We start from the raw sequence: 23,712 nt of genomic DNA, 5'->3' as shown, positions 1-23,712 counted from the left end.
ATGTCGGAGCCTAGAGTTGGATTTGGATGCCAGGCTCCCGCAAGCATACGAATTCGCAGTCGCGTGCCGCCATCTTCCTGAAACCTGACGCCGCTCCCGATCAATGAATGATCTGGCCGAGGAACGCCCTCGCCCGCTCCGTCCTCGGCGCGCGGAAGAAGGTTTCGGGATCCGCCTCCTCGACGATGGCGCCGCGATCCATGAAGACCACCCTGTCGGCGACTTCGCGGGCAAAGCCCATCTCGTGCGTGACGCACACCATGGTCATTCCGTCGCGCGCGAGCTCCACCATGGTGTCGAGCACCTCCTTGACCATCTCCGGATCGAGTGCGGAGGTCGGCTCGTCGAACAGCATGATCTTCGGCTGCATGCAGAGGGCGCGGGCAATGGCAACGCGCTGCTGCTGGCCGCCGGAGAGCTGTCCCGGATATTTGCTCGCCTGGTCGTGGATGCGTACCTTGCGCAAGACACCGATCGCACGCTCATGCGCCTCCGCGCGCGACAGACCGCGCACCTTGATCGGGGCCAGCATGCAGTTCTCGACGACTGAGAGATGCGGAAACAGGTTAAAGCTCTGGAACACCATGCCGACCTCGCGGCGGACGTCGTTGATGTCGCTCATCCGGTCCGACAGCTCGATGCCGTCGACGACGATGCGGCCGCCGTCATGCTTCTCGATGTGGTTGATGCAACGGATCAGCGTCGACTTGCCCGAGCCCGAAGGTCCGCAAAGCACGATCTTCTCGCCTGCCCTCACGCTGAGATTGACGTCACTCAGGGCCGTGAAGCCGCCGAACCGCTTCACCACGTTTTCCACGGTGACGATGGCCGCGGATCGGCCCGTCTCGTTCGCGGCAATCTCCCGAGCCATCTTCTTCTCCCTAAGGTTTCTCATCGGCGCACTCCGGCGATGGCATAGCGCTTGCGCAGCAATGCGACGCCTTGCGATGCCGCCGAACTGATGGCGAGGTAGACCACGACGACCACGAGATACATCTCGACGAGACGACCGTTGAGCTGCGCGAGCTTCGAGGCCGCGCCGAGCAGGTCGGTGAGCGAGAGCACGTAGACCAGCGAGGTATCCTGGAACAGGATGATGGTCTGGCTCAGGATGATCGGGCTCGCCACGCGGAGCACCTGCGGCAGGATCACGCTGCGATAGGTCTCGAAGGTGGACAGTGCGAGCGCCTGGCACGCCTCGAACTGTCCGCGGTTCACGGCGCGCAATCCGACGCGGATGATTTCCGAATAATAGGCCGCCTCGAACAGGCCGAAGGTGATGAAGGCGGTCCAGGTGGCGCCGATCGGAATCGGGCGACCGTTTCCGCTGAGATGGCCGAGCACGATCGGCACCAGGAAGAAGAACCAGAACAGGACGAGGATCAGGGGGATCGAGCGGATCAGGGCGATGTAGCCGCGCACGACCTTCCCGATCACCGGCACTTCGAAGTGCTGCAACAGCGCAAGGCAGGTGCCCAGGATCATGCCGACCACGAAGGCCACCGCGGTCAGCGCCAGCGAAAACAGCAATCCGGACCAGAGATAGGGCCACGCCTGCAGAACAATCGAGAAATCGAGGCTGTTCATTTCACGACCTCCATCCCTGAGGGCAACGAGCCGGCCTGCCCGACGTCGTCGGCCAGGCTCGGCTCGATCGCATCCTCCGCACGCCCTGTGCCCGGAATGCGCACGGCCCTGTCGATCAGCGCCATCCCCTGATAGGCGATCAGCGCCAGCGCGAGATAGATCAGGGTCGCGGCGCCGAAAGCCGTGAAGGTCTGGAACGTCGCCTCGCTGATCTGGCGCGCCTGAGCCGTGAGCTCCATCAGCCCGATCGTCAGTGCGACCGAGGTGTTCTTGTAGATGCCCATCACCTCGCTGGTGAGGCTTGGCACGATCAAACGCAGCGCCTGCGGCACGATGATATGGCGGTAGGTCAGATAGGCGGTGAGTCCGAGTGCGCTTGCCGCCTCGGTCTGCCCTCTCGGCAGGGCCTCGATCCCGGCCCGAACCTGCTCGGCGATCCGGGCCGCGGTGTAGAGGCCGAGGCACAGAAGTGCGGGGACGAATGATCCCCAGGGCGGCGGAATCTGCTTGATGGCATTTCCGAGCGTGACGGGAAGAATCTCCGGCAGGACGAAGTACCAGAGAAACATCTGCGCCAGGACGGGGATGTTGCGGAAAATCTCCACATACAGGCGCGCAAGCGCAGCGATGGCCCGGTTCTGCACGGTGCGGCCGATCCCGACGACGATCCCGATCGCAAAGGCAATCCACCAGCCGAAGAACGCCAGGGCCAGGGTCCAGCCGAGGCCCGACAGAAGCCAGTCGATGTAGCGCTGGCCATCCGCCGTCTGTTCAAAGAGCACCGCGAACATGGCGAACCTCGAAGCTCCGGATACAAGAGAGGATCAGCGTGCGGAAAGATTCCGCGATATGGTTCTCCGACTAATCGACGGCATCGCTGGGATGCGCGATCCGTTCCTTCAGTTCGTCGGTCAGCGGAAAGGCAAGATTCTCGCCTTTTGGCGGAATCCCCCGCGTGAACCACTTCGCGTAGGTCTTTTCGAACTGCCCCGACGCCATCTGCTTCGACAAGACGTCGTCGACGAGCGCCTTGAAGCCGGCATCGCCCTTCGTGAACATCAGACCATAATAGATCTTGGCATAGCCCTCGGGGAGGAAGATCAGCGCATCCGGTTTCGGCGCTGCGGCCTTGAGGCCGGCGAGCAGGATGTCGTCCTCCATGAAGGCGGCCGCGCGGCCGGTGTTGAGCATCAGGAAGGATTCCGCATGGTCTTTCGCCTGGACGATGTTGAATCCGAGCTGCTCCTTTGCATTCACGCCTTGCGCGAAGCCGACGGCATTGGAACCCTGGGTCACGACGATCGTCTTGCCCTTGAGATCGCCGGCCGTCTTCAGGCCGCTGTCCGCCTTGACCAGCCAGCGCGGCTGGCTGACGAAGGTGGCGACCGAGAACGAGACCTGCTCCTGCCGCTTCCTGTCGTTCGCCGTGCCGCCACACTCGATGTCGACGGTGCCGCTTTGGATGAGCGGGATCCGGTTGGACGAGTTCACCGGCGTGTAGTTGACGGCGAGATTGGGCAGGCTGAGCTCCGCCTTGATGCGCTCGACGATGCCGGCGCAGAGGTCCAGCGAAAAGCCGATCGGCTTTTGATCGGGACCGAGATACGAGAACGGAATGGAGGCCTCGCGGTGACCGATGGTGATGGCACCGCTCGACTTGATCTTGGCGAGCGTGGGACTGTCGGCCGCGATCGACGGCCCAGCGAGGGTGCCGACGGCCGCAAGGCCGATTAGGCCGCCCCATACACGCGCAAAACTCGTCATGTGCATCTCCCCTCCGAAGAACAGCCTAGGCGGCCCTGGACGACGGCTTCACGCCGCGCCGCTTGATGATGTCGATCAGGCGATCGACATCGGCGAAAGTGTTGAACATCCCGAACGACACGCGAATGCCATCGCGCTCCGGCGAGACGCGCACACCGTTCTGCTCGAAATGGCCGAGCCATTCGGCGGCGGGAAGCGCGATGACGTAAATGTGCGGCGCGCGGTGCTGCCGATCGCGGGGACCGACGAGACGAACGTCCAGCGCGTCGAGCCCCGCGATGAGATGATCGCCGAGATCGAGACAATGGTTCTGGATGTTCTGCACGCCCAGCGCTTCGATCATGTCGAGGGAGGCACCGAGCGCATGGATCGCCGGAAGATTGAAATTGCCGAGCTCGAAGCGGCGCGCGCTCGGGGCCAGTTCGAGCTGGTCGGGCCGGGCGATGAGATCGGCCGGGACCTCCGCAAGGCTGGCGGCGGCGAGATAGGCGGGCTCGAGCTCGATCCTCGATTTGTCCCAATACAGCAGCCCAAGCCCTTGCGGCACGAGCAGCCCCTTGTGACTGCCCGACCCGATGAAGGTCGCACGCATCGCCTTGGCGTCGATCGGCACGACGCCGATCGCCTGCATGACGTCGACGACGAAATAGAGCCCCTGCTCGTCACAGAGGGCGCCGACGCTTTCGACGTCAAAACGATGACCGGCGTGGAAGGTCACCTGCGACATCGAGATCGCCCGCGTGCTCGCGTCGATGTGCGGACGAAGGCTGTCGGCGTTCACGATCTCCGTCATCGGCACGAACTCGACCGTCACGCCCTTGCGCCGCAGATTGAGGAACGCATAGGCGTTGTTGGGATGATCGCCATGGATCATCAGCACCTTGTCGCCGGCGCGCAGGGGCAGCGCGTTGGCGGCAATGTTCATGCTTTCCGAGGTGTTCTTGGTGAAGGCGATCTCGTCGGCCGCTACGCCGAGAAACCGCGCCAGCTTCTCGCGGGTCAGCTCGACGCGATCGAGCCACACGCTCTTGGGGCCGGCCGTCTCAAGGCCCTCGCGGAGGAAGAGATCGATCGCCGCCTTGACCGGGCGCGCGAGCGGCGTCTGGAAGCCGGCGTCGAGATAGGTGATGCGCTCGACAGCCGGAAATTCCTTCCGCACGGCACCGACGTCGTAATGGCGAGACATCCCACTCTCCTGATGAGCGCGCCCGGCAGGGCTCTGGCTGCGCTGCACAAATCCTGATCACCTTTCGGCGGCGCCAACGATATGAGCAATCCGCCGGTGCGGCCAAGAGTAATTTTCATATTTCAATAGTATTTATTCCGAAAAATGATAATTATATGGGATGTCACGCAAGGATGAGTAGATGCCGCAAACCAATTCCGACGGACCGCTCGACCGGGCCTTCGCCATCGTTGGCCATGTCGCCGGTCAAGTCAGAGCTGTCTCGGTTGCGGAAATCGCCAACGCGCTGGCTCTCCCGCTGCCGACGGCGCATCGCCTGATCGGCAATCTGGAGCAGCGCGGGCTTCTTCAGAAAGCCCTGGGAACGAAGCGCTACGTGGTCGGCAACCAGCTGGTCACGCTGTCGGCCAAGGTCATCGGCGCAGCTTTCCGCACCGCGCGCCGGCACGCCGTGCTCCGCGCAGTCGCGGCCGAAATCGGCGAGCAATGCGAGATCGGTGTCGTGCGGGACAATGTCGTCGCCTACGTCGACAGCGTCCGCGTGTCGCAACCGCAGGGGCTCCAATTCAATCCGGGCGAAGCGGCACCGCTCCACTGCACGTCAACCGGCAAGATCTACATGAGTCGATTGCCGGAGCGAGCGCGCGAGAAGCTGTGCCGCGCACTCACGCTCACCAAATACACCGAGACGACGATCGTCGACGTCGAAAGCCTGATGAAAGTCCTCGACGAGACGCGCAAACGCGGCTGGGCCAAGACCAACGAAGAGTATGTGCGAGGGGTCGTCGGCTGCGCCGTTCCCATCCTGTCTCCGGATCGCGAACTGATCGCGTGCCTCGGCGTCTCCGTTCCCGTGGCCCGCGTGAGCTTCGCCGAGCTGGATCGGTTCATCGCTCCGCTGCAGAAAGCCGCTGCGCTGCTGTCGGAGACCATCCTCCAGGCCGACGATGACGGCGCGAGCGAGGCATCAGAGACGTTCTAGTCCTGCCCGTTTGATTGTCCGCTTCCGGCCCCCGTCGGCGCCGCTCCGCGCCCACAGCAGCGCGAGCGGCCCCAGCGCGATGCCGGCGGCGAGGACGATGAACGCCAGCAGCCAGCCGGTCGCGCTCTGCGGGCCTCCGGCCGCGTCGAGCGCAGCGCCGGTCCCCCACGCGCCAACCGCTGACAGGCCGAAACCAACCGTCGAGTGCAAGGCGAGCGTCGCGCCGCGATGTTCGGATGCGGCGGCGGCCGACATGCCCGCGGTCAACGCGCCGGAATCGGCCGGCACGGTCAGGCCATAGAGGAGCAGCAGCAGTGCGAGCAGCCATGCCGGGGCCGTCGCGTTGAGGCCAATGACCAGCGCGACGCAAGCCGACGCGATCATCACGATCGTGATCGCGCGATGGCGGCCGAATTTCAGCGCCGCCTCGTTGCCAAGGATGCTAGCGGGCATCGAGATCACCGCGAAGCAGAAGCTCAGCACAACGGGGCTCAACCACGCCGGCGCGCCCTGATGGGCAACGACGAACGTCCAGAACCCCACCAGCCAGGTGCGGATGCCATAGAGCTCGAAGCAGTGCGCACCATAGCCGAGGATGTATCCGAGCGCCTCGCGGTTGGCGAAGACGGGAGCAAAGTTCAGCAGACGCCCGGCTTTCGGCACGGGTCGCCGCGGGTCGATCAGGAGGCACGCGCCGACCATTGCGACCGGACCGAAGCCGGTCACGAGGAAAGCCGTCCGCCAACCCCACCTGTCGGCGATCAGTTGCGCCACCAGGAACGAGAGGCCGACACCCACCGAGAAGCTCGACGTGTACAGCGTGACGGCCCGCGAGGTGTCGCCCGCGGGAAGCCGGTCCGTCAGGGCTTTCAGGCCGGGCATGTAGGCGCCCGCAAATCCGAGCCCTGCAAGCGACCAGATCGCCGTGCCCGACCAGAACCCCTGCGCGAACATGCCGAACGCCGCGGTGGCGAGCCCGCTGACGATCGAGCCCCAGAGCAGGACCAGCCGCGCATCGATCCGGTCGGTCAGCGTCGTCAGCACCGGCACTGCGAGCATGTAGCCGAACGCATAGCCGCTTGCCATCAGGCCGCCTTCGGCCGCGGAAAGTCCCCACGCCGGCATCAGGTGCTGCGCCAGGTTCGCGGACAGCGTCACATGCGGCAGCAGGTTGCCGACCTGGCCGATGCACATCACCGCAATCAGAGACCGGCCGCTCAAGCTTCGAATTTTGCCCTCCATTGCGGGGAAGACAGCGCCGGGGTTGGCAGGGTGCCGAGCGCCGGTCTTTCGGCGAGCGGGTGCGGAGCGGAGTGCCTCATGAACAGCCACACCCCGAAGCGCCCGACGTCTTCGCGGTTTCGTCGGCGGCGCAGCAGGCCGACGAAACGTCCTTCGGCGGTCCGCCGCAGCATCCCGACGCGGCGGCAGCGGTCTCAAGGCCGCCGCGCGTACAGACGCCGGTCTCGGGCAACACAAGCTCGACTCTCGCCGCGGCGCGCTTGTCGCCGGCGATATCGGCCGCGATCGAGCGGACCTGCTCATAACCCGTCATCATGAGGAAGGTCGGCGCTCGGCCGTAAGACTTCATGCCGGCCAGGTAGAAACCCGGCTCGTCATGCGCGAGCTCGCGGGCGCCGTGCGGGCGCACCGTGCCGCAGCTATGTTCGTTGGGATCGATCAGCGGCGCCAGCGCGACCGGTGCCTCGATGGCAGGATCGAGCCGCAGGCGCAGCTCGGACAGGAACGAAAAGTCGGGACGGAAACCGGTCGACACGATCAATTCGTCCGCGATCACGTGTCGCGCACCGCTCAAGGCGCCGGCGGCGATCTTGAGCCGGCCCTCGGAGTCCGTAAGGTGCGTGACGCCGAATTCGGTCTCGATCCTGATCTTCCCGGCGGCAACGAGCGCGGCGAAGGCGCTGCCGAGCTCGCCGCGCGCGGCCAGCTTGTCGTTGCGGCCGCCGCCGAAAGCCTTGGCGGGATCGGCGCCGCGCAAGAGCCAGACCGGTTGCGTACCCGGCACCTCGCCCGCGAGATGCACGAGATCGATCAGCGTGCCCACGGCGGAATGGCCGGCGCCCAGGACGGCAACGGTCTTCCCGGCATATCTGGAACGGGCGGCGCCTCGCACATCCGGCATGCCGTAGGCGACGCGGCCGGCGCACTCGGGCTCGCCGATCGCCGGCAAACCGTTGCTCCCGGCCGGATTGGGGGAGAACCATGTGCCTGACGTATCGATCACAGCATCCGCGCGCAGCACTTCGGGGCCGCTGCCGTTCCGGTAGCGGATCTCGAACGGCGCCTGCTCGCGTCCCCTGGTCCTGGCCTTGTCGAAGCCGACACGGCTGATCGCCGAGACGCGGCTGGAGGTCCGGATCGCCTCACGCAGCGGCGTTCGCGTCGCAAGCGGCGTGAGATATCGATCGAGCAGCTCGCCGCCGGTCGGATAGGACTGAGGGTCCGGCGAATTCCATCCCGTCGGCGCGAGCAGACGCGCGGCGGCCTTGTCGATGTTGTACTCCCACGGCGAGAACAGCTGCACGTGCTGCCACTGGCGGATCGCATGTCCAGCCTCCGGCCCGGCCTCCAGCACGACGGGCGACATGCCCCGTGCGAGCACATGCGCGGCCGCAGCGAGGCCGACGGGCCCTGCCCCGACGATAGCTACCATCTTCCCATCACGCATCTTGTCATCCTATAATCCTAGAAATTTCGAATAACCGGCCGAAAAAATCAGGCCGCCGTCCGGGCGCCCTTGCATCCGACTTCGTCCGCACAGCACTCCGCCGCGAGGAAATCGACCAGGCCCCGCATCAAGTCATAGTTCGCGTGACAGACCAGGGTCGTCGATTCGCGGACCTGGCTGATGAGTCCGACCGCGACCAGAGACTTGATGTGATGCGACAACGTCGAGGCCGGGATCTTCAGCTTGTCCTGCAAGCGGCCGACGGGCATGCCCGACCGTCCGGCCCGGACCAGGGCCCGATAGATCTGAAGCCGTGTCCGGTTACCCAGGGCTTCCAGGCGTGCTGCTGCGTCGTCGATCTTCATGACGAGACAATGCACCGAGCCGCCGGCGCGGTCAACTATATTTCTAGAATATTGGAAATACAGTTGAGACCGCTCCGGCGGAGGCTGGCATCAACAGCACTTTCCGTTCTGCTGGATCGGCGGACAAGGGACCGATCCGTACGAACAAAAGACGCAGCAATCGCCGCTCTTGGGCTTGAGCCGGGCCCCGCACCCCTTGCAATCGTAGAAGAACTGGCAGGCGTCAGTCGGCATGGTCTCGGCTGACGCGTGATGACAGACCGGACACGTAATAACCGATTGCGTTTGCATTGCCGGCTTTCCGCGATCGCAAGACAAGACCCATTCTAGTCGTTTGGCGCCAACGCGCCAACAAAGGTCGCGTTACTTTCGGAGCTCGACCTCCATCAGACCATAAAACTAGCATTATAGTTGTAATTCCCTAGGGTTTGCGGTATCGTGGAACCCATGAACCGGAAAATCGCTGCGCGCTGTCTGGCGGAACTAGGCAATTTGACGCGCCTGGACATATATCGGCTGCTGGTTCGAGCCGGGCCGCCCGGCCTTAGCATCACCGATATCCAGACCCGCCTCGACGTACCGGCCTCGACGCTCGCCTTTCATCTCCGCGGGCTGGTCACCGCTGGCCTCGTCGCACAGGAAAAAAACGGGCGCACGGTGATCTGCCGCGCTCGATACGATCGCATGGACGGAGTCATCGCGTTCTTGCGCGAGCATTGCTGCGAGGGATTTGCGAGTGACGCGCCGGCGGCGGCGACACGCCGGGCGAGTTGATCAGATGCGGATGGTGAGCCCCCGAACGTCGGCTCTCCATTATGGCTGGATCGTACTGGGCGCGGGCACATTCGGCTCGTTCATGACGCTGCCCGGCCAAACAGCAGGCGTTTCCGTTTTCTTCGACCCCATCACCGCCGATCTCGGAATCTCTCGCACATCAGCCTCAATCGCTTATGCAGTGGGGACGCTTGCGGGAATCCTCCCGGCACCGGTCATCGGTCGTTGGATCGACCGGCGGGGACCCCGCCTGGCGGCGACCATCATCGCGTGTGGCCTCGCCCTGGCCTGCGCTCTCATGGCGATGGTTCAATCCGCAGTGATGCTGCTTATTGGCTTCGCAGTGTTGCGTGGCGCTGCAATCGGAGGCCTCAGCCTCGTCAGTCAGCAGGTCGTCAATCTATGGTTCGTACGTCGGCGCGGGATTGCCGCTGCAGCAGCCAGTCTCGGACTCGCGGCCGGTTCCATGACCTTCCCGAAGCTGATCGATAGCCTGATCTCGCTCTACGGCTGGCGAGGCGCCTATCTCGCCCTCGCCGGACTTGTTGCACTCACCATTGTGCCGGTTGCGGCTGCCCTGTTTCGCGATCGGCCGGAGAAATACGGCCTCAGCACGGACGCCGGGTTGCCGCCGACTACGCAAGATCTACGGGAGGAGTCTTCGTTTACGCGCAAGCAGGCGCTCCGTACCGGCGTATTCTGGCTGCTGTGCGCGGCAGGCTTTCTCACCAATGCCATCGGCACCGCGCTCTTGCTCAATCACTTCTCAATCATGCGGACGGCCGGGATCGCACACAGCGACGCGCTGCTACTGCTGTCGCTTCTTGCCGGCGTTCAAGCCGTTGCGACACTCGGCACCGGATTTCTGGTGGATCGCTATGAACCCCGGCACCTCGTTCCGATCGCGATGTTCATGCTTGCGCTGGCGACGGCTCTTCCGGCGTTTAGCAGCGGCGTCGCCATCAGTGTGCTGTACGCGCTGAGCCTGGGAGGGGCGTACGGTTCGCAGCAAGCCATCAACGCCGCCGGCTATGCGCAGTATTTCGGCCGCGACCATCTCGGCGCAATCAGGGGCGCGTCGTTCGTCTTCGGCATTGCCGGCGCAGCGTTCGGCCCGCTGCCTTTCGCGGCAAGCGTCGATTGGGCCGGAAGCTATGCGGCCGTCCTGATCGGTTGCTGCATGCTTTGCATTATCTGCGGCGCCGGAGCATTCGCCGTCAAACGACCGTTCTCGTCGGCCGAGTCGATGATGAACTGCAAGATGGGAGCAACGCCATGACAGGCGGAGAAACGACCATCGTGGCTGGCATCGAAATTCCTTCGACCGACGCCTTCTTTCTGGCGGTGGTCCTGGGGCTGCATATTCCCCTGGGCCTTGCGTGCGTTGCGATCGGCGCAATCGCGATGTCGAGTGAGAAGCGTCGCGGGCGTCATTCGAGACTTGGGACGACCTATTTCTGGTCACTGCTGGCGCTCGTCGCGTCCGCGACGTTACTGTCACTTATGCGCTGGGCCGAAAACCATCACTTGTTCGTACTCGGTGTGTTGTCATTCACTTGCGCCTGGATCGGGCGCACCGCGCTCCGGCGCCGCTGGTGGTATTGGGTCAGGCTGCATATAGCTGGGATGGGCCTGTCGTACATACTGGTGCTGGTTGCTTTCTACGTAGACAATGGAAGGCAGCTTCCGCTTTGGAAGGACCTGCCCCATTTCATGTACTGGCTGATACCGCTGGCCGTTGGTATTCCGCTTATCGTTCGCGCGCTTCTGTGGCCGCCGTTGGCACCCGCCCGCCATGATTTCCACTTGATGCGGTAATTTGCGATGCGCGCCAATCGATGCCCTCAAGCCAATGCGGCCGAATAGCTCCTTCCGACGCTTGACGGGCCCTCCGGATTTCGGATTGACGAGCATCTAATAATTCCATAAATCTGGATACATGGAATCCGAAGAAGCCGTTCTCGCCCTCGCGGCGCTGTCCCAATCGACCCGTCTGGAGGCCTTCCGGACGTTGGTCAAACATGAGCCCGATGGCCTTGCGGCAGGCGACCTCGCGCGCCAGCTGGAAGTGCCGCCCAACACGCTCTCGGCCCATCTGTCGATCTTGACGCGCGCGCGTCTGGTCACATCCGAGCGGCACAGCCGTTCGATTGTGTATCGCGCCAACCTCGCCGAATTCCGGGACGTTGCGGTTTTCCTGCTTCGCGATTGCTGCGGCGGGCGGCCGGAGGTGTGCGAGCCGGTCGTCGAAAGCCTCCAAGCCTGCTGCTCTCCAAAGCGAAAGGGGCGTATCCGTGCCTGATCAAATCTACAATGTCCTGTTCCTGTGTACCGGCAATTCAGCACGCTCGATCCTCGCCGAGTCGATCCTCAGGAAGGACGGAGCCAGCCGCTTTCAATCCTTCTCCGCCGGCAGCACGCCGAAAGGTGCAGTTCACCCGCTGGCACTGCGCACGCTCGAGAGCATGGACTATCCTGCCGACGGGATGCGATCGAAAAGCTGGCTGGAGTTCACTGCGCTCGACGCGCCGGTGATGGATTTCGTGTTCACCGTTTGTGACAATGCCGCCGGCGAGTCCTGCCCGATCTGGCCGGGACAGCCGATGACCGCGCACTGGGGCATCGAGGATCCGGCCGCGGCAGACGGCACGGAGTTGCAGAGGCAGGCGGCGTTCGTCACCGCGTTCCGCTATCTCAAGAACCGGATCGACACCTTCGTGAATCTTCCACTGAGGAGCATCGACAAGCTCTCGCTCGGCACCAGGCTGCGCGAGATCGGCCGCGCCGATGGTGCGAGCCATTCAACGCCGAAGGCAGGCTGATGGGACTGTTCGAACGATACCTGACCCTCTGGGTCGCGCTCTGCATCGTTGCCGGCGTGGCGCTGGGACATATCATGCCCAGCTTCTTCGGTGCGGTCGCGACCGCCGAGATTGCCAAGGTCAATTTGCCGGTCGCGGTGCTGATCTGGCTGATGATCGTGCCGATGTTGCTGAAGATCGACTTCGGCTCGCTGGGCCAGGTCCGTGAGCATTGGCGCGGCGTCGGCGTCACCCTTTTCATCAACTGGGCTGTCAAGCCATTCTCGATGGCGCTGCTCGGCTCGTTCTTCATCGGCCATGTGTTCGCACCCATGCTGCCGGCGGGCCAGATCCCGTCCTACATCGCGGGCCTGATCCTGCTGGCCGCCGCGCCCTGCACCGCGATGGTGTTCGTATGGTCCAATTTGTGCGAGGGGGAGCCGCACTATACGCTGAGCCAGGTCGCGCTCAACGACGTGATCATGGTTTTCCTGTTTGCACCGCTGGTCGGACTGCTGCTCGGGGTCGCCTCCATCAGCGTTCCCTGGGGCACGCTGCTGCTCTCGGTTTTGCTCTACATCGTGGTCCCCGTGATCGTCGCGCAAGCGTGGCGAAGGGTGCTGCTGCAAAAGGGCGGCGATGCCTTCGCCCGCAGCCTGCGGACGCTGCAGCCTCTTTCGCTCGCCGCGCTTCTGGCGACATTGGTTTTGCTGTTCGGCTTTCAGGGAGAACAGATCGTCAGGCAGCCCGGCGTCATCGCGATCCTCGCCGTCCCGATCCTCGTTCAGGTCTATTTCAATGCGGGCCTGGCCTATTGGCTCAGCCGGCGGTTCGGCGTGGCCTGGTGCGTTGCCGCTCCAGCCGCCCTCATCGGCGCGAGCAATTTCTTCGAACTGGCGGTCGCTGCCGCGATCAGCCTGTTCGGCCTCGACTCCGGCGCGGCGCTTGCGACCGTCGTCGGCGTCCTTGTCGAGGTCCCGGTGATGCTGTCCGTCGTCCGCATCGTGAAGGCGACCAGAGGCTGGTACGAAGCCGGTGCCGGCAAGGTCTCCACGCCGGCGGAGGCCCGCCAGTGACGTCGCCATAAGCCGCCAACCGCGCGCAACACAACGATCACGAGCCAGACCCCGGTCCCAATCGCGGAGACATTCCGATGAGCGTCACGATCTATCACAATCCTGAATGCGGAACCTCACGCAATACGCTCGCGATGATCCGGCAGAGCGGTGCCGAGCCCACCGTTATTGAATACCTCAAGACCCCACCGTCGCGCGAAACGCTCAAGCAACTTATCGCAGCGATGGGAATATCGGTCCGCGCATTGCTGCGCGAGAAGGGGACGCCGTACAAGGAGCTCGGCCTTGCCGACCCCAAATGGACAGACGATGAACTGCTCGACGCGATGATGGCACATCCCATTCTGATCAATCGTCCGATCGTGGTGACGGCGAAGGGCACGCGGCTGTGCCGGCCCTCCGAAGCCGTCGTCGACCTCCTGGACAATCCCCTCGGCCGGTTTGTGAAGGAGGATGGCGAGGTGATCGAAGCCAGGTAGGCACGAACGAAGAACGCATTTTGCCCCGACGGCCCGATCAGAGACCGAGACAGATCGGACATCAGTTCTTCGTACTCGCCGTCTTGTCGAGCGCGGCACGCACGCCATTGGCGAGCTTGATCGCGTCGTCGTTCGCCCAGAAGTGCATGAAGAAAAGGCGCGGCTGCTCGTCCAGCATGTGGCTATGAAGCGCCGTTACGGAGATGCCATGGGACCGGAGCGCCATGATCACGGGATTCACCTCGTCGCCGATCAGCACGAAGTCGCCGGTGATGGCCGCCCTGCCGCCGCCGGTCGGCTGGAAGTTCACACCGGTCGCAACGCCCATGGGGCCGACGGGACTTAACTGCATTCCGTGCTCGGTAATCGGATCGCGGCGGGGAACGTTGAACTGATAGACACCGCCGTTGGCCTGCCCCTTGACGCCGATGATCTGATCGAGCTTGGCCGTGTCGAGATCAATGGCAGGCGGCGGGACCGCCGGAGCCGGCGCCGACATAGGCGTCTTGCTCTCGGCAAGCGCGGTCTTGATGGCGGTCGCGATCTTGAGCGGATCACCGTGCCCGGCCACATGCATGTAGAATGTCGCCGGAACCGCGCCGAGCAGATGGTTGTGAACGGCCGTAATCTCCAACCCGCTCTCGATCATCTTCTGCATGACCGGGTTGATTTCCGATTCGAGCAGCACCAGATCGCCCATTGCCATGACGGCGCCATGCGCGGGCTTGAACGCGACCCAGCCGCCCAGCGCCAGCGAAGGCTTGATGGTGACGCCGTCGAGCGTCACCGTGAGGTCGGTGCGGGGAAAGCCATAACGATGCACGTCGCCGGCGACGGCCGGCTTTCGGCCCAGCGCATCATCGACCTTCTGCCAGTCGACATCCTGCGCGTGAGCGGTCGCGATGAAGCATGCGCCGATGCCCATCAGCGGCAGAATTGCACTTCGCATTGATCTGCTCCCTCGAGCGAAATCCGGTTTCCGGAGTTCAGTTCTGCTCTTTGATCTGGCCGGCACCGTCGATAAGGAGCCGCACCGGCTTGCCGTTCTTGACCGCCTTGGCGGTCGTCCCCTCCGCCGTCGACTTGATCTCGCTGACCTGCGTGTAACCAGCCGCCTGGATCCTGGCGATCAACTCGTCTTGAGTCAGTGCGCGTGCGGTCGGCACGCCAGCCGCGATCGCCAGAAACAGGAAGGCGAGAAGGATTGTCCATGTTCGCATGGTCGTTCTCCCGGTCATGTCCCGCCCCAGGTGAAGTCCGCTTTTGCGACGCTGCCCTTCCAAATGGCGCAGGTCGAGAGGTCACGCCCCTGACGCAGGTCCGCCGGGACGCCCTTGTCGGTATGCGCGCCGACAGGCTCCGGCGCGCCGCGCGGGAGCGATGAGCCGAAACGATCTGTCAGATGAATTCGGAGTGTGGGGTGACATGCTGCGCCCTTGGTGACGATCAGGACGCGATTCTTGGGCATGACGCCTCACGGGGAGATCGCACATCCCCGTTGCCTGAAATAGAAAACCCGGAACGCCGAGCTGTCAACCTGCGCGTCGCGCGAAAGCACCGGGTAGGCCCCGGGTGGAACCGCGCGACCGTCTTGAAAGCCGAGGCCGATCTCACGTAAGGTCGTCCGCATGGGGGCAATGCAGACCCCCCATGAGACTTCGGTCCAAGCTCTGCGCAGCACGCACTTCGTGGAGCTTGCGCATGGATACCGAACAACACTTTCCTCTCCGATCCACCGTTGCCATCCTCTCACGCGGCGATGCCGCCGCGCGGGCGGATGCCACACCGCAGAACAGCCGCTTCGTCCGCGTCTTCGAGGCACTCGCCGCCGCCGGCATCGAAGCCCGGCCCGTCATCTACGACGAAACCTTTGCCGACGCCGTCCGCGATCAATTGCTTGCGGTCGACGGCGTGCTCGTCTGGGTCGACCCGATCCATCAAGGCAAGACACGCGCTGACCTCGATCCCCTGCTCCGCGACGTCGCGGCGCGAGGGCCATGGGTGAGCGCGCACCCGGACGTCATCCTGAAGATGGGCGTCAAGGAAGTCCTTTACAGAACGCGCCACCTGGGCTGGGGCGCCGACACGCATCGCTACGACACGACCGCAAGCTTCCGCGCCGAGTTTCCGTCGCGCCTTCAGACCGACGGACCGCGCGTGCTGAAACAAAACCGCGGCAATGGAGGCCAGGGCGTCTGGAAAGTGGAGGCCATTGCAGAGGCGAGCGCCATGGTTCGCGTCCTCCATGCAACGCGCGGCAGCCTGCCTGAGGACATGCCGCTCGATGCCTTCATCGCCCGGTGCGAACCCTATTTCGGCTGGGGCGGCTGCATCATCGATCAGGCATTTCAATCGCGCCTGCCCGACGGGATGATCCGCTGCTACATGAGCGGCTCCAAGGTCGCGGGCTTTGGCCAGCAACGGATCAAGGCCTTGATCCCGCCGCCGCCGGAAGGCCCCGATGCAGCGGAGGCGCAACCCGGCCCGCGCATCATGCACGGACCCGATGCTCCACCGTTCCAGGCGCTGCGAAGATCGATGGAGAACGAATGGACGCCGCAGATGATGGACACGCTCGACATCGATGAATCCTCGCTGCCGGTGATCTGGGACGCGGACTTCCTCTACGGACCTCGCAACGCGGCAGGCGCCGACACTTACGTCCTGTGCGAGATCAACGCGAGTTCCTGTTTTGCGATTCCCGAAGAGGCACCTGCGGCGATTGCGCGGACGGTGAAGCACCGCCTGCTGACAACCCAGGAGGCCGGCTCCGGCAGATAGGAGAAGACGGCATCTGACGGGGGCCGCAGCAGCGGCGCTGCGGCCCCCGTGGATCAGATCTTCGGGATCTTCGCCCGCTCGACCACGCCCGACCATTTGGTGATCTCGGTTTCGATCAGCGCCTTCATCTCCGCCGGCGAGCTGCCACGGACCTCGCCGCCGACGGCCGTCTCCAGACGTTGCCTGAGGTCTGGGTCCTTGAGCGCATCGAGCGTCGCTGCATTGAGCGCGGCGATGATGGCGGGCGGCGTTCCCTTCGGGGCCAGCAGGCCGGCCCAGGTGCGCACGTCGTATCCCTTGATGCCGGCCTCCTGAACCGTCGGGACGTCAGGCAATAGCGCAGTCCGCGTCGGCGAGGTCACCGCAAGGCCGCGGATCGCGCCGCTCTGGATTTGCGGCGCGAGCAGGACCGGCGTGCCGACGATGACCGGAACCTCTCCGCCGAGAAGCGCGGTGACGGACTGCGAATCGCCGCGATACGGCACATGCACGATCTCGATGCCGGCCGTTGCGTTCAGCAGCTCGCCCGCAAGGTGATGCGTGCTGCCGAAACCAACCGAACCGAAGCTGAGCGAGCCGGGCTTCTCCTTCGCCATGGCGACGAGCTCGCCCAGCGACTTCGCCGAGTAGTCACTGCGCACGGCAATGACGAGCGCGTAGTAGACCAGCGTCGAGATCATCTCGAAACTGTCCGCGGGCTGGTAGGCGAGGCTCTTATAGGTCGCCGCGGAAATCGCGTGGGCGCCTGTGACGAGCCCGAGCGTGTAGCCGTCAGGCGCCGCCTTGGCGACGGCATCCGCCGCGAGGTTGCCGCCGGCGCCCGGTTTGGCCTCGACGATGATCGGCTGCCCGAGCCGCTTCGCGAGCCCGTCGGCGATGATGCGCGACAGCGTGTCGGCCGCGCCGCCTGCGGCAAATCCGTGCAGCAGGCGGATCGGGCGCGACGGATAATTGTCCGCAAGTGCCACTGTGCCGGCGGCGAGAAACCCGCCAAGCAGAAACGTTGCCGCAGCAAGCCGTCTCATCCATCGCATGGATGCGTTCTCCCTTTTTTGACCGTTCTATCGTTGGCCGCAGCGAAGGCGGCGTTCTCCGGACCGGGCTGCCCAACGGGCGAACCCGGCGCATTCAGGCGATGGCGGCATGCTCCGAACGGGCGCACGGGCGAAGTTCGGCGTGTGATGTCATCGTGCCGTCCATCCCCTCATGGCGTCATGATGATCTTGCCGAGCGCCGCGCCCTGCTCGAGCAGCGCGTGGGCCTGCCTGACCTGGTCCAGCTTCAGGACCGCCGAGACGGCCGGCTTGATGGCATTGCGGCTCAGGGCCTCGATCACGCTGCGCATCAGGGCGCGGCGGCCGTCGCGATCGTGGTCGTAGATGTGGAAGGAGAAGCAGCGCACGGCGGGACAGATGTCGAGGTGATTGCGCATCGCCACCATCAGGTTCTCTTCCGGAAGGCCCGCGAAGGCGTTGTAGGAGAGCAGCGTCCCCCATTTGCCGAGCGCGCCGAGATAGGCGGTGAACTCCGGCCCGCAGACGTGATCGAGCACGAGGCCGACGCCCTCGCCGTTGGTCAGCTCGCGGGTTCGCGCCACGACATCCTCGCGGCGGTAGAAGATGATGTGATCGGCACCGTTCGCCTTCGCGAACTCCGCCTTCGCTTCGGTCGAGACCGTGCCGATCACGGTCATCTGCGCGAGCTTGGCGAGCTGCACCAGCGCGGTGCCGACGCCGCCGGCCGCGCCGATCACCAGCACGCTTGTCGGCGCGCGCGGGTGGCGGCATTCGTGCAGGAGTGCGTAGGCGACCTGATAGTTCGACAGGCACACGGCGGCTTGCAGATCGACATGGTCGGGCAATGCGTGAACGGCGTCCGCCGGGGCAACCACGTAGTCGGCGTAGCAGCCGCCACGTTGCGACAGGTCGCGCGCGCTCAGCAGCACCTTCTGGCCGACGGCAAGGCCCTCCACGCCGGGCCCGAGCGCGGAAATGCGGCCCGCGACGTCATTGCCGGGATTGGCCGGCAGCGGCGGCATCCATTTGTAGACGCCGCGCCGGATCAGCGCGTCGGGCTGCCCGACCCCGAACGCCTCGGCCCGGATCTGCACCTGCCCGGCGCCCGGCACGGGCACCGGGAGCTCGACCAATTCGAGTGCATCCGGCCCACCCGGCTGACGCACCAGCACCGCCCTCATGATTTCGCCCCGCCTCCCCAAACTGCATTTTCGAAAATAATACTGTTTACGAAAATTATTGCAAGGCGGTCGTCGCGCGAAGATCTCTCCTGAAGTGGAATCGGCCGGCTACCATCGGAAGGACGAAGATAGGAAATCGCCGTGATCCCGACGCGCGGTGGCTGCCGTCCCGGTCATTTTCGAAAATAACACGCCAGCCGGAAAAAGCCGGGGCGCCGTTCGGGCTTGCGAGGGCGGCCGGCGGCCGCCTCACGCGCGCGCATCGGGGGACCTAAGGCGTCGGACGTCTGCGCGCATGAAGCGTTGACGGGTCCGGCGCGCACTCAGTGCGTCCCGCACCGGCAGTTCTCGTAATCGACGGGATCGTGGCTGTTGACGATCCTCACACGGTCGCCGTGGGCGAGCTTCAGCGCGCGCAGCCGCGCCTGGTTGGCGATCCGCTGCGTGCGGTCCATGTCGGCGCGGCGCTGGAAATAGCCGAGCACCAGCGGCATGCGCGGGGATGCCGCGAGCTGGCCGTGATGGAAATAGCTGTCGCCGGCATGCAGCAGCCATGTGTCGCCTGATCGGACCGCGATGCCGCAATGGCCGAGCGTATGGCCGGCGAGCGGGATCATCAGGATGTCCGCCTCCTTGTCGCCGAGCGCGCGCACGCCCTTGAAGCCGAACCAGTCTTCGCCGGCCTCGCCATAGAACGTCCAGCTTGGACCATGGCTCCACTGCCCGGTGACATAGCGCCCTTCCGGCGGCGCCGGCCTGCTCTGCACCGCCATGTCGTATTCGGCGCGATGGACGTGGATCGCGGCATGGGGAAAGTCGGGCACGCCGCCGGCGTGATCACGATCGAGATGCGTCAGCAGCACGTGGCGCACGTCGGCGGGCGAATAGCCGAGCGCCTTCACCTGCTCGAGCGCCGTCTCGGACGGATCGAGCCTTGGCGCGGTCTGGCGCAGCCATCGCCGTCCGAGCCGGTCAGGGGCTGCGATATCGCCAAGCCCGATGCCGGTATCGACCAGGGCAAGCCCGTCACCCGTTTCGACCAGCAGGCAGTGGCAGACCATGCGGGCACGCTGGAACAGGCCGCCGGTGCCGTTCACCAGGCGGCGGCCCATCGGGCACATCGTCCCGGTGTTGAGATGATGGATTTTCATGGAGGACCTCGCCCGTTGTGAACAGGGCGTTCTTGTCATCGTCCGATCCATAGGTAAAATATTGAATATTGATCATATCTCTAGGCTCATCCTATGGACATCCGCGAACTCCGCTACTTCGCCGCCGTCTATCGCGCGCGCAACCTGACCGCCGCGGCGCGGGCCTGCTTCGTGTCGCAGCCATCGATCTCGACCGCGATCACCAATCTGGAAGCCGAGCTCGGCACCACGCTTTTCATCCGGCACAAGAAGGGCGTCGCGCCCACCGCCTCGGCCGAGCAGTTTCACGCGCTGGCCCGCCGCATCATCGACGAGTCGGACGCCGCGCGCAGCCTGTTCAGGAAGCAGGCGACCAGGACCACGGTCACGCTCGGCCTGATGCGCACGCTCGATGTGCCCCGAACGATCGCGCTGCTGAAGCCGCTGACGGCGCGCAGCGACATCGCGCTGCGCCTCGTCGGCAGCGACGAGCGCGCCGATGCGCGGATCATCTCGAAGTCCATGCTGCGCGCCGACGAGCATTTCGTCGCGCTGTGGAGCGAGCGCTATGTCGCCGCGCTGCCGCCGTCGCATCCGCTGACGCTGAAGGAGAAGCTCCGTGCCGCCGATCTCGCCGGCGCTGCCATGATCGACCGCTGCCATTGCGAGCAAAGCCAATTCTTCGGCCGCGCCGCGCAGCGGCGCCAGACCGCGGCGATCGCGCAATCGGAAGACTGGGCCATGGCGCTGGTCGCCGCCGGAATCGGCATCGCCATCGTCCCCGAGGGCGTCGCGCGCGGCAATCCCGATGTCGCGGTGCGTGAGATCGAGGTCAAGGTCAAGCGCGAGGTCGGCCTCGCCTACCGCGCATCAGTGCCGCTGGCGGACGCGCTGAAGGATCTTGTCGGGAAACTTCAGAAGCAGCGGCGGAAGCCCGATCGGATCGCGCGCCAGCGCAGTGTGCGCAAGACGCTCAGCCCTTCGAGATGACCGCGCGGCCGTAAGGCGGCTGCGCCTGGACCGGCGGATTGGCGGTCTGGGCCGCGAGCTCGCCGATCAGGCGGTCGGCGTCGGCGGCCATGCCGTCGGGCGCCTGGATCACCAGGCGCTCCAACGCCCAGCGATAGGAGGAGACGCGCTGCTCCAGGCACTGCTGCACCCACTGGATGATCAGCGAGTTCTCCTGCATGCGCGCGACCGCGTCGTCTCTCTCCCTCGGAGAGAGGACGGAGACGCGCGCCATGCTGGCATCGCGCTTCCTGTCGAGGTCGATGACCTTGATCGCGGAGGCGAAGAACGGCTCGAAGCGGGTGGTGTCGTTGCGCACGTCCTCGATCAGCTGCGCATAGCGCGAGGAGTGCGAGCGGTGCGGCTCGTCGATCAGCGTGCGCCCGTACATGGTGCGGTCGAACACGACCTTCTGCCGCCACGGTGACGGCAAGGCCTTGTAGTCGCCGAACACGCTCTTCCATGCGGGGCGCGACAGCGGCGGCTCGATCAGGGGATAGGCGAGGTCGCGAAGCTGGCGCTCCTCGTCGGTGAGCTGGAATTGCGACGGTCTCAACCCGACGCTGCCGGCGGCCTCGGTGCCGAGCCAGCGATGCATGTCGTCGCTGCGCATATCGGCGCGGGTGCGGCCGAAATCGCCGCCGCTACAGGCCCCGAGCGTCGCGCCGAGCAGCGCGAGCAGGACGGCCGATACGAAGGGCCGGATCTGGTGGATGGTGTCCGGCATTGCAAAAGCCGGATCTAGCGGCGACGACGACGGCGCCCCGGCGCTGTGCCCGCTTCCGGCCCGCGATCGCCGCTGGTTTCGTCCGCCTCGCGCTCGATGCGGATCACGGGAAGGATCAGAATCGTCCCCATGTCCGCGCGCGGTGCGACGTCCCCCGACGAGCCTACCCGGCGACCGGCCGGAAATTCGATGATGGTCCCCATGTCAGTTCTCTTCAATTGCCGCGCGACCAAACGCGCCCCTGCAACATGCGGATCATTAAGATCAGCTCATGGTTAACGGGGTGTAAAGATGTGCTCTGGACCGTAGCCGCACGGAACCCGCCGCGCCGTCCCGTTGCGGCACGACAATGCCTTGAATTGCGGGGGCGGCTTCACGCCTCGTTTTCCTTAACGAGGCTTTAAAAGAACCTGCGCTAGGCTCACTCGCAAGTCTCTTTTCCGAGTTGCGTACGCCTCCATGACCAAGTCGCTGTTTCCCGGATTCGACGGGCTGATGACCCTCTCCCGTCGCGAAGGCGTCGATGTTCGCCCGACGCTGCTGCGCGTGCTGACCGACCTCTATGTCCAGACGCGCGTCCACAGCGAGGACGAACAGCGGCAATTCGTCGAACTCGCCACGCGACTGATCGACCAGGTGGACGATGCGACGCGCGCCGCCGTCAAGGCGCGGCTTGCGGTCTATCCGCAGACGCCCGTCCCGATCCTGCAGAAGCTCGGGCTGGTCGCCGCCCAGGAAGGCCGCAGGGTTCCGCTCGCGCGCGAAATCGCGGCGCCCCCGCCCGCGCCCTCCCCGGTCCGCGCGCCGACCGAGGCCGAGCAGCGTATGGCCTCGAACATGGCGATGCAGCCGACGGACGCCGCCGAAATCCACGACATGTTCTTCCACGCCGATGCGTCCCAGCGCGCGCTGATCCTGCACAATCTGGAGCAGACGCCGCTGAAGGCCGCGCCGCGGATTCCGACCGTGCGCGCCAAGCGCGCGATCCAGATCCTGGAGATGGCGGCGATCGCGGGCGACGTCGAGAATTTCACCTACGAGCTCGGCGACAGCCTGATCCTGCCCTCGCGCGTCGCGGCAGAGATCGTCGACGATCCCGGCGGCGAAGCGCTCGCGGTCGCCGCGCGCGCGCTCGACATGCCGAGCCCGAACTTCCAGCGCATCCTCTTGTTCTTCAAGCCGGAGATCGGCAACTCCGTGAACAACGTGTACCGGCTGTCGCGGCTCTACGATCGCCTCGGCGAGCGCTCCGCGCTGGTGATGCTGGCCGCCTGGCGCGGCTCCGCGCTCGCGGTGACGCGGGCAAAGTATCAGTCGTCGCTGCACGATGGGGAACGCCAGCGTGCGCGTGCGGGCGCAAGCCAGACGCGGCCCGGCGTGCAGCCCGGCTCCAGCCCAACGGTGCGGACCGGCACCGGCGGGTCGTCGGATCACTAGTCAGGTCTTCGCCAATTCCAGGAAGTGCCGCCCGGCGCGGTCTTCGGTCTCGACGATCCAGGCATCCGAATCGAAGCGGATTTCCTTGGTCAGCCGTTCCTCGACCGCGGGCTCCGGCAGCGGCTGCGATGCAACCGGCACGAAGAAGCGGTCGACGGGCCGGCCGTCGTCATAGACGGTCTGCGGCGCCGGCACGTAGAGCATCGCATTGCCGTCGAGCAGCGACACCTTCACGAACACCGCGCCCGCCTCCTCGGCGCCGCGACGGCGCACCGCCCCGAACACGCCCTCGCTCTGGCACCGGCGCAAATAAGCCGCGACCCATATGTTGGATTTCAAACGCATGAGTCGGACGATAGGCCAGTACGACGCGTCCCGCCAGTCTCGGCGCGCGCGCTACGCCTTGCCTGCACCCTGTCCGCCGCCGATCTGGCGTGCGACGAGATATGACAGCGGCATCGCAAGCGCAAACCCGATGGCCGCGGCATAGGGGATGTTCTTGATCGCCTCCGCGGCAAGGCTCGGCACCATCAGCACCACGATCAGGCTGACGCCCGCCAGCACGGTACCCAGCATGATCCAGACGAGAATCGAGACCTTGAACATGATGACCTCTCTTCCTTGATGAGGATGAGCGATCATCTTCCCTGACGCCGCCGACAGTCATTGATCCCGGACAAATCACGCCGGCGCAGGGCTGGCATCCCCTTGCGGATCACGCGCGGCCAA

General features: G+C 65.0%; 30 protein-coding genes. 11 read left to right on the top strand and 19 right to left on the bottom strand.

Annotated elements, in window-relative coordinates; translation table 11 throughout:
* Positions 1–100 precede the first annotated feature (100 nt).
* The 5 genes from BJA_RS15365 to BJA_RS15345 all read right to left on the bottom strand — a co-directional run bounded on the left by BJA_RS15365 (position 101) and on the right by BJA_RS15345 (position 4,537).
* Entirely contained in the window at positions 101–871 is a 771-nt protein-coding gene (locus BJA_RS15365; RefSeq protein WP_038965732.1) for an amino acid ABC transporter ATP-binding protein, read from the bottom strand.
* Positions 872–891: 20 nt separating this feature from the next.
* The gene (locus BJA_RS15360) at positions 892–1,587 is read right to left on the bottom strand and encodes an amino acid ABC transporter permease (RefSeq protein WP_011085882.1); all 696 of its coding nucleotides are present in this window, start codon (positions 1,585–1,587) and stop codon (positions 892–894) included.
* Positions 1,584–2,378 (bottom strand): amino acid ABC transporter permease, encoded by a 795-nt coding sequence (locus BJA_RS15355; protein ID WP_011085881.1) that lies wholly within the window; start codon positions 2,376–2,378, stop codon positions 1,584–1,586. Before BJA_RS15355 ends, BJA_RS15360 begins: the two co-directional genes overlap by 4 nt.
* A gap of 70 nt (positions 2,379–2,448) precedes the next feature.
* A complete protein-coding gene (locus BJA_RS15350) occupies positions 2,449–3,357 on the bottom strand; it encodes an amino acid ABC transporter substrate-binding protein (protein ID WP_011085880.1) in 909 nt (302 codons plus the stop codon).
* 19 nt (positions 3,358–3,376) lie between these two features.
* The gene (locus tag BJA_RS15345) at positions 3,377–4,537 is read right to left on the bottom strand and encodes an aminotransferase class V-fold PLP-dependent enzyme (RefSeq protein WP_162494077.1); all 1,161 of its coding nucleotides are present in this window, start codon (positions 4,535–4,537) and stop codon (positions 3,377–3,379) included.
* 181 nt (positions 4,538–4,718) lie between these two features.
* Here BJA_RS15345 and BJA_RS15340 point away from each other — a divergent pair, with 181 nt between their 5' ends.
* Positions 4,719–5,519 carry an IclR family transcriptional regulator gene (locus tag BJA_RS15340; protein ID WP_011085878.1) on the top strand — a complete coding sequence of 267 codons (801 nt, stop codon included), beginning with the start codon at positions 4,719–4,721 and terminating at the stop codon, positions 5,517–5,519.
* On the opposite strand, the gene BJA_RS15335 is transcribed toward BJA_RS15340, so the two are convergent.
* The 4 genes from BJA_RS15335 to BJA_RS43050 all read right to left on the bottom strand — a co-directional run bounded on the left by BJA_RS15335 (position 5,505) and on the right by BJA_RS43050 (position 8,864).
* The gene (locus BJA_RS15335) at positions 5,505–6,713 is read right to left on the bottom strand and encodes an MFS transporter (RefSeq protein WP_038965724.1); all 1,209 of its coding nucleotides are present in this window, start codon (positions 6,711–6,713) and stop codon (positions 5,505–5,507) included. The genes BJA_RS15340 and BJA_RS15335 overlap by 15 nt on opposite strands.
* A gap of 124 nt (positions 6,714–6,837) precedes the next feature.
* Positions 6,838–8,208, bottom strand: a complete 1,371-nt coding sequence (locus BJA_RS15330; RefSeq protein WP_011085876.1) for an NAD(P)-binding domain-containing protein — start codon at positions 8,206–8,208, stop codon at positions 6,838–6,840.
* Positions 8,209–8,255: 47 nt separating this feature from the next.
* Positions 8,256–8,573, bottom strand: coding sequence for an ArsR/SmtB family transcription factor (locus BJA_RS15325; protein ID WP_028172264.1), 318 nt, complete (start codon positions 8,571–8,573; stop codon positions 8,256–8,258).
* Positions 8,574–8,663: 90 nt separating this feature from the next.
* Positions 8,664–8,864: a GDCCVxC domain-containing (seleno)protein gene (locus BJA_RS43050; RefSeq protein ID WP_074077126.1), complete on the bottom strand. Its 201-nt coding sequence runs from the start codon at positions 8,862–8,864 to the stop codon at positions 8,664–8,666.
* A 156-nt stretch (positions 8,865–9,020) separates the two neighbouring features.
* Here BJA_RS43050 and BJA_RS15320 point away from each other — a divergent pair, with 156 nt between their 5' ends.
* The 7 genes from BJA_RS15320 to arsC all read left to right on the top strand — a co-directional run bounded on the left by BJA_RS15320 (position 9,021) and on the right by arsC (position 13,703).
* Positions 9,021–9,347, top strand: coding sequence for an ArsR/SmtB family transcription factor (locus BJA_RS15320; protein ID WP_028172265.1), 327 nt, complete (start codon positions 9,021–9,023; stop codon positions 9,345–9,347).
* A gap of 4 nt (positions 9,348–9,351) precedes the next feature.
* Positions 9,352–10,626 (top strand): MFS transporter, encoded by a 1,275-nt coding sequence (locus tag BJA_RS15315; protein WP_162494076.1) that lies wholly within the window; start codon positions 9,352–9,354, stop codon positions 10,624–10,626.
* The gene (locus BJA_RS15310) at positions 10,623–11,165 is read left to right on the top strand and encodes a hypothetical protein (protein ID WP_011085872.1); all 543 of its coding nucleotides are present in this window, start codon (positions 10,623–10,625) and stop codon (positions 11,163–11,165) included. The genes BJA_RS15315 and BJA_RS15310 overlap by 4 nt, the downstream gene beginning before the upstream one ends.
* A 121-nt stretch (positions 11,166–11,286) precedes the next feature.
* Positions 11,287–11,649 (top strand): ArsR/SmtB family transcription factor, encoded by a 363-nt coding sequence (locus tag BJA_RS15305; RefSeq protein WP_011085871.1) that lies wholly within the window; start codon positions 11,287–11,289, stop codon positions 11,647–11,649.
* A complete protein-coding gene (locus BJA_RS15300) occupies positions 11,642–12,169 on the top strand; it encodes an arsenate reductase ArsC (protein ID WP_011085870.1) in 528 nt (175 codons plus the stop codon). The genes BJA_RS15305 and BJA_RS15300 overlap by 8 nt, the downstream gene beginning before the upstream one ends.
* Positions 12,169–13,224, top strand: coding sequence for an ACR3 family arsenite efflux transporter (arsB, locus tag BJA_RS15295; RefSeq protein WP_011085869.1), 1,056 nt, complete (start codon positions 12,169–12,171; stop codon positions 13,222–13,224). The genes BJA_RS15300 and arsB overlap by 1 nt, the downstream gene beginning before the upstream one ends.
* A gap of 77 nt (positions 13,225–13,301) precedes the next feature.
* A complete protein-coding gene (gene arsC / locus BJA_RS15290; protein ID WP_011085868.1) occupies positions 13,302–13,703 on the top strand; it encodes an arsenate reductase (glutaredoxin) in 402 nt (133 codons plus the stop codon).
* 61 nt (positions 13,704–13,764) lie between these two features.
* On the opposite strand, the gene BJA_RS15285 is transcribed toward arsC, so the two are convergent.
* The 3 genes from BJA_RS15285 to BJA_RS15275 are packed head-to-tail and all read right to left on the bottom strand — an operon-like array spanning position 13,765 to position 15,171.
* Positions 13,765–14,652, bottom strand: coding sequence for a DUF1259 domain-containing protein (locus BJA_RS15285; protein WP_038965726.1), 888 nt, complete (start codon positions 14,650–14,652; stop codon positions 13,765–13,767).
* A gap of 37 nt (positions 14,653–14,689) precedes the next feature.
* Positions 14,690–14,923, bottom strand: coding sequence for a hypothetical protein (locus tag BJA_RS15280; RefSeq protein WP_028172272.1), 234 nt, complete (start codon positions 14,921–14,923; stop codon positions 14,690–14,692).
* 14 nt (positions 14,924–14,937) lie between these two features.
* Entirely contained in the window at positions 14,938–15,171 is a 234-nt protein-coding gene (locus tag BJA_RS15275) for a hypothetical protein (RefSeq protein ID WP_038965727.1), read from the bottom strand.
* A gap of 233 nt (positions 15,172–15,404) precedes the next feature.
* Between BJA_RS15275 and BJA_RS15270 the strand changes: the two genes are divergently transcribed.
* Positions 15,405–16,484, top strand: coding sequence for a Cj0069 family protein (locus BJA_RS15270; protein WP_038965728.1), 1,080 nt, complete (start codon positions 15,405–15,407; stop codon positions 16,482–16,484).
* A 53-nt stretch (positions 16,485–16,537) separates the two neighbouring features.
* Here the strand turns inward: BJA_RS15270 and BJA_RS15265 are convergent, their stop codons facing one another.
* The 3 genes from BJA_RS15265 to BJA_RS15255 all read right to left on the bottom strand — a co-directional run bounded on the left by BJA_RS15265 (position 16,538) and on the right by BJA_RS15255 (position 19,832).
* Positions 16,538–17,518 carry a tripartite tricarboxylate transporter substrate binding protein gene (locus BJA_RS15265; protein WP_011085864.1) on the bottom strand — a complete coding sequence of 327 codons (981 nt, stop codon included), beginning with the start codon at positions 17,516–17,518 and terminating at the stop codon, positions 16,538–16,540.
* A 170-nt stretch (positions 17,519–17,688) separates the two neighbouring features.
* Positions 17,689–18,681 carry a zinc-dependent alcohol dehydrogenase family protein gene (locus BJA_RS15260; RefSeq protein WP_011085863.1) on the bottom strand — a complete coding sequence of 331 codons (993 nt, stop codon included), beginning with the start codon at positions 18,679–18,681 and terminating at the stop codon, positions 17,689–17,691.
* 323 nt (positions 18,682–19,004) lie between these two features.
* A complete protein-coding gene (locus BJA_RS15255) occupies positions 19,005–19,832 on the bottom strand; it encodes an MBL fold metallo-hydrolase (RefSeq protein ID WP_038965729.1) in 828 nt (275 codons plus the stop codon).
* A 93-nt stretch (positions 19,833–19,925) separates the two neighbouring features.
* On the opposite strand from BJA_RS15255, the gene BJA_RS15250 reads away from it, so the two are divergent.
* Positions 19,926–20,801, top strand: a complete 876-nt coding sequence (locus BJA_RS15250) for a LysR family transcriptional regulator (RefSeq protein WP_011085861.1) — start codon at positions 19,926–19,928, stop codon at positions 20,799–20,801.
* On the opposite strand, the gene BJA_RS15245 is transcribed toward BJA_RS15250, so the two are convergent.
* Together BJA_RS15245 and BJA_RS15240 are read right to left on the bottom strand one after the other, a co-directional pair.
* Positions 20,785–21,546, bottom strand: coding sequence for a hypothetical protein (locus BJA_RS15245; protein ID WP_011085860.1), 762 nt, complete (start codon positions 21,544–21,546; stop codon positions 20,785–20,787). The genes BJA_RS15250 and BJA_RS15245 overlap by 17 nt on opposite strands.
* 14 nt (positions 21,547–21,560) lie before the next feature.
* Positions 21,561–21,749, bottom strand: coding sequence for a hypothetical protein (locus BJA_RS15240; protein ID WP_028172280.1), 189 nt, complete (start codon positions 21,747–21,749; stop codon positions 21,561–21,563).
* Positions 21,750–22,005: 256 nt separating this feature from the next.
* On the opposite strand from BJA_RS15240, the gene BJA_RS15235 reads away from it, so the two are divergent.
* A complete protein-coding gene (locus BJA_RS15235; RefSeq protein ID WP_011085859.1) occupies positions 22,006–22,983 on the top strand; it encodes a DUF2336 domain-containing protein in 978 nt (325 codons plus the stop codon).
* Here the strand turns inward: BJA_RS15235 and BJA_RS15230 are convergent, their stop codons facing one another.
* Positions 22,984–23,328 (bottom strand): DUF1491 family protein, encoded by a 345-nt coding sequence (locus tag BJA_RS15230; protein ID WP_011085858.1) that lies wholly within the window; start codon positions 23,326–23,328, stop codon positions 22,984–22,986.
* A gap of 51 nt (positions 23,329–23,379) precedes the next feature.
* A complete protein-coding gene (locus BJA_RS15225) occupies positions 23,380–23,589 on the bottom strand; it encodes a hypothetical protein (RefSeq protein ID WP_028172283.1) in 210 nt (69 codons plus the stop codon).
* Between the last annotated feature and the right edge of the window lie 123 nt (positions 23,590–23,712).

It is taken from the genome of Bradyrhizobium diazoefficiens USDA 110 (assembly GCF_000011365.1).
Classification (GTDB): domain Bacteria; phylum Pseudomonadota; class Alphaproteobacteria; order Rhizobiales; family Xanthobacteraceae; genus Bradyrhizobium; species Bradyrhizobium diazoefficiens.
The sequence above is the reverse complement of the archived record's forward strand: the minus strand, read 5'-3'. Positions and strand labels throughout refer to the sequence as shown.